The organism is Mesorhizobium sp. M4A.F.Ca.ET.022.05.2.1, assembly GCF_003998845.1.
Taxonomy (GTDB): Bacteria; Pseudomonadota; Alphaproteobacteria; order Rhizobiales; family Rhizobiaceae; genus Mesorhizobium.
The window spans coordinates 1-3292 of the sequence record NZ_RZOJ01000540.1; the positions used below are offsets into that span (position 1 = coordinate 1).

At 63.3% G+C, this 3292-nt stretch carries 4 protein-coding genes and 2 tRNA genes; 4 read left to right on the forward strand and 2 right to left on the reverse strand.

All coding sequences use genetic code 11. The features are described 5' to 3' along the window. On the forward strand, positions 1 to 589 hold a 589-nt coding region (locus tag EN745_RS32275; RefSeq protein WP_127423119.1), incomplete at its 5' end, for an NAD-binding protein. Between the two features lie 65 nt (positions 590 to 654). Here the strand turns inward: EN745_RS32275 and EN745_RS32280 are convergent. Further along, positions 655 to 1512: an RNA methyltransferase gene (locus EN745_RS32280; RefSeq protein ID WP_127423120.1), complete on the reverse strand. Its 858-nt coding sequence runs from the start codon at positions 1510 to 1512 to the stop codon at positions 655 to 657. A 209-nt stretch (positions 1513 to 1721) separates the two neighbouring features. Between EN745_RS32280 and EN745_RS32285 the strand changes: the two genes are divergently transcribed. Continuing rightward, positions 1722 to 1806: transfer RNA gene (locus EN745_RS32285), tRNA-Tyr, on the forward strand. A gap of 89 nt (positions 1807 to 1895) precedes the next feature. After that, positions 1896 to 1969: transfer RNA gene (locus tag EN745_RS32290), tRNA-Gly, on the forward strand. 71 nt (positions 1970 to 2040) lie between these two features. Here EN745_RS32290 and EN745_RS32295 read toward each other — a convergent pair. Further along, complete coding sequence (locus EN745_RS32295) at positions 2041 to 2928, reverse strand: DMT family transporter (RefSeq protein WP_127423121.1); 888 nt, start codon at positions 2926 to 2928, stop codon at positions 2041 to 2043. A 237-nt stretch (positions 2929 to 3165) separates the two neighbouring features. Between EN745_RS32295 and EN745_RS32300 the strand changes: the two genes are divergently transcribed. Continuing rightward, positions 3166 to 3292: GTP-binding protein (locus tag EN745_RS32300; RefSeq protein ID WP_244571411.1), on the forward strand; the 127-nt coding region annotated here is incomplete at its 3' end.

The window sequence follows — 3292 nt, forward strand, 5'->3', positions numbered from 1 at the left end:
GATCGAGACCAAGACCTTTGCGAAAAAGATCAACGATCTCGGCTGCGACTATCTCGACGCGCCGGTATCGGGCGGCGAGGTCGGCGCCAAGGCTGCCTCGCTCACCATCATGGTCGGCGGCGAGGAACAAGCCTTCGAGCGCGCAAAGCCGGTGTTCGAGAAGATGGGCAAGAACATCACCCTCGTCGGCCCGAACGGCGTCGGCCAGACGACCAAGGTCGCCAACCAGATCGTCGTGGCGCTCACCATCGAAGCGGTCGGCGAAGCGCTTGTCTTCGCCTCGAAGGCGGGCGCCGATCCGGCCAAGGTTCGCCAAGCGCTGATGGGCGGGCTCGCCGCCTCGCGCATCCTCGAAGTGCATGGCGAGCGCATGATCAAGCGCACCTTCGCGCCCGGCTTCCGCATCGAACTGCACCAGAAGGACCTCAACCTGGCGCTGGAGGGCGCCAAGGCGCTCGGCGTCTCGCTGCCCAACACCTCGACGACGCAGCAACTATTCAACTCATGCGCGGCCAATGGCGGGGCGAAGGAAGATCACTCGGCGCTGGTCAGGGCGCTGGAGCGGATGGCCGGACACGAGGTGGGATAGGATAGAATAGCGAGTAGGGAATAGCGAATAGGATGATTTCCCCGATCGCAGTGATCGGCCTTTCGCTACTCGCTACTAGCTAGAAATTTCCTCGCTGCATAAAGGCTCACCGCCGCCGCGTTGGAAACGTTCAACGAGCGTATCGCACCCGGCATGTCGAGGCGGGCGAGCGCCGTCACCGTCTCGCGCGTCTTCTGACGCAGGCCTTTGCCTTCGGCGCCCAACACCAGCGCGATTTTGTCGCCGGCGAATGTTTTCTCCAACTCGGCCGGTCCGTCCGAATCGAGGCCGATGGTCTGGAAGCCGGCCTCATGCAACTGGCCGAGCGCGTCGGCGAGGTTCTTCACCTCAATCTGATCAATATGTTCCAGCGCGCCGGAGGCGGATTTCGCCAGCACGCCCGATTCCTGCGGGCTGTGGCGGGCCGTGGTGATCAGCGCGCCGGCGCCGAAGGCGACCGCGGAGCGCAGGATCGCGCCGACATTGTGCGGATCGGTGACCTGGTCGAGCACGAGCACCAACTGAGTGTCGCCAAGCGCGTCAAGGCGCTTCGGCTTCAGCGGCTCGGCCTCGATCAGCACGCCCTGATGCACGGCATCCGACCCGGTGATCCTGTCGATCTCCTTTGGCTCGACCAGCTCGGCCTTGAAGGGCAGGGCGGCGAGGTCGGCGATCGCCAGCCGCTCGGCGGCGTTGCGCGTCACCAGCATTTTCCTGATCTTGCGCCGTGAATTGTCGAGCGCGGCTCGCACCGTGTGCAGGCCATAGAGCCGCACCAGGCCGTCGCCGGGGGATTCGCCCGGCGGCAGCGGCTGGCGCGGCCGGAATGCGGGTGCGCCGCCGGCCTTCTGGTCGCGGTGGGCGCGACGCAGCTTGGCGTAGTGAGTGTCTTTGGGTGTTCCGGGCTTGTTGTCTTTGCTCATGGCGGGCTTCTATAGCCGTGTCGTCGGGCCATGGATACTGGCAGAAGCCGGCTTGCCGAGGATGCTGTCAAATTCAGCGCATTTTGCCGGGACGTGCGGTTGACACCCACCAGCCTTGCCGCCATAAGGCGCTTCGCTGATTTCGGAGAAGACTTCTACTCGGGCTCCGGATCGGCAAATGCCTCGTTGCATGGCTCCGGCGGCAGACTGGAGAGGTGCCCGAGTGGTTAAAGGGGACGGACTGTAAATCCGTTGGCTTAGCCTACGTTGGTTCGAATCCAACCCTCTCCACCACTGCCGGCCCGGAAGCCCTGAAACGAAAAAGTCTCGGACCGAAAAGCGCATGGCGCTTTTTGGGTGAATCCGGTACTTCAGTGTAAGGCGCGGGTATAGCTCAGTGGTAGAGCAGCAGCCTTCCAAGCTGAATATGCGGGTTCGATTCCCGCTACCCGCTCCAGATTTCCGGCATGAAAGGCACGCGGAAGTGCCGCCCAGAAATCCTGGGAGTCAAACGCTTGGCTGCCTGGCCTAGGCAACCGGTATCAGCCGGCGCCTTCTTTCGTCCAGCGATGCGATGGCAAGGCCGCTGGCCACCACCAGCAGGATGCCGCAGACGGCGAGCGCGTTGGGAAACTGGCCGAACACCAGCAGGCCGGAGATGACCGCCCAGACGGTGAAGCAATAGTAGAACGGCGCCACCGCGCTCGTCGGTCCGACGCGATAGGCCATGAAGATGAAGAAATGGCCGAAGATCAGGAACAGTCCGGCGCCGGCGATGAGCAAGAGGTGGCGGGGCTCCGGCATGACCCAGGGCTCGGAAACGAGATGCGCGACGCCGGAGCCGACCAGCACGACCACGACGGCGGAAATGGCGACGATCATGCCCGGCACCTCGGCGCCGACCTTGCGGCCGGCAAGATCTCGTGCGGCCGATAGGACCGCGTTGCCGAGCGCCAGCAAGGCATAGACCGAAATCCCTTGCATCGTCGGCTGCGCCACCATCAGCGCGCCGATAAAGCCGACCCCGATCAGCGCCATGCGCGCGCCGCCGATACGCTCGCCGAACAGCACCGAGGCGCCGACCAGCATCAGCAGCGGCGTGATCTGCCCGAGCGCCGTTGAATCGGCGATCTGCATGTTGGCGAGCGCCACGACGTAGCAAAGGATCGCCGCCAGTTCGAGCAGGTTGCGGCGCAGAACCTTCCTTTCGAAGATCAAAGGGACCTGCCTGGCGTAGCCGAGCAGGACAAGCAGCGGGACTCCCCAGAGCGCCGCGGCGATGCCGCGCAGGAACAGCACCTCGTAGGGCGGCAGGCCGGTGGTGGCGAGCTTCATCATCGTATCGTTGACCAGATAGGACCCGGTCGAGACGACCATGAACAGCGGACCGCGGATGTTTGTCGGGATGAACTGCATCGAGCGAGGAGATCAGACCCGTGCAGCGGCGGCAATGGGCCAGTCGCGGAGCCGGCTTCGCCCATTTCATTTTCCGCTGGACGTCCTATATGCATGCCACATCCCCCCGAAATCGGATCATGGGTTCTGACCGGGCGGGCGCGCTCAGCCACAAGGCACTTGTGTTTTTCAGCCGTTGTCGCTAATCGCCCCGCATTCGACTGAACTGAATGTCCAGGCCGTCCAAGGAAAGAGACTATGGCAAAAGGTAAATTCGAGCGCACCAAGCCGCATGTGAACATTGGCACGATCGGCCACGTCGATCATGGCAAGACGTCGCTGACGGCGGCGATCACTAAGTATTTTGGCGAATACAAGCGCTATG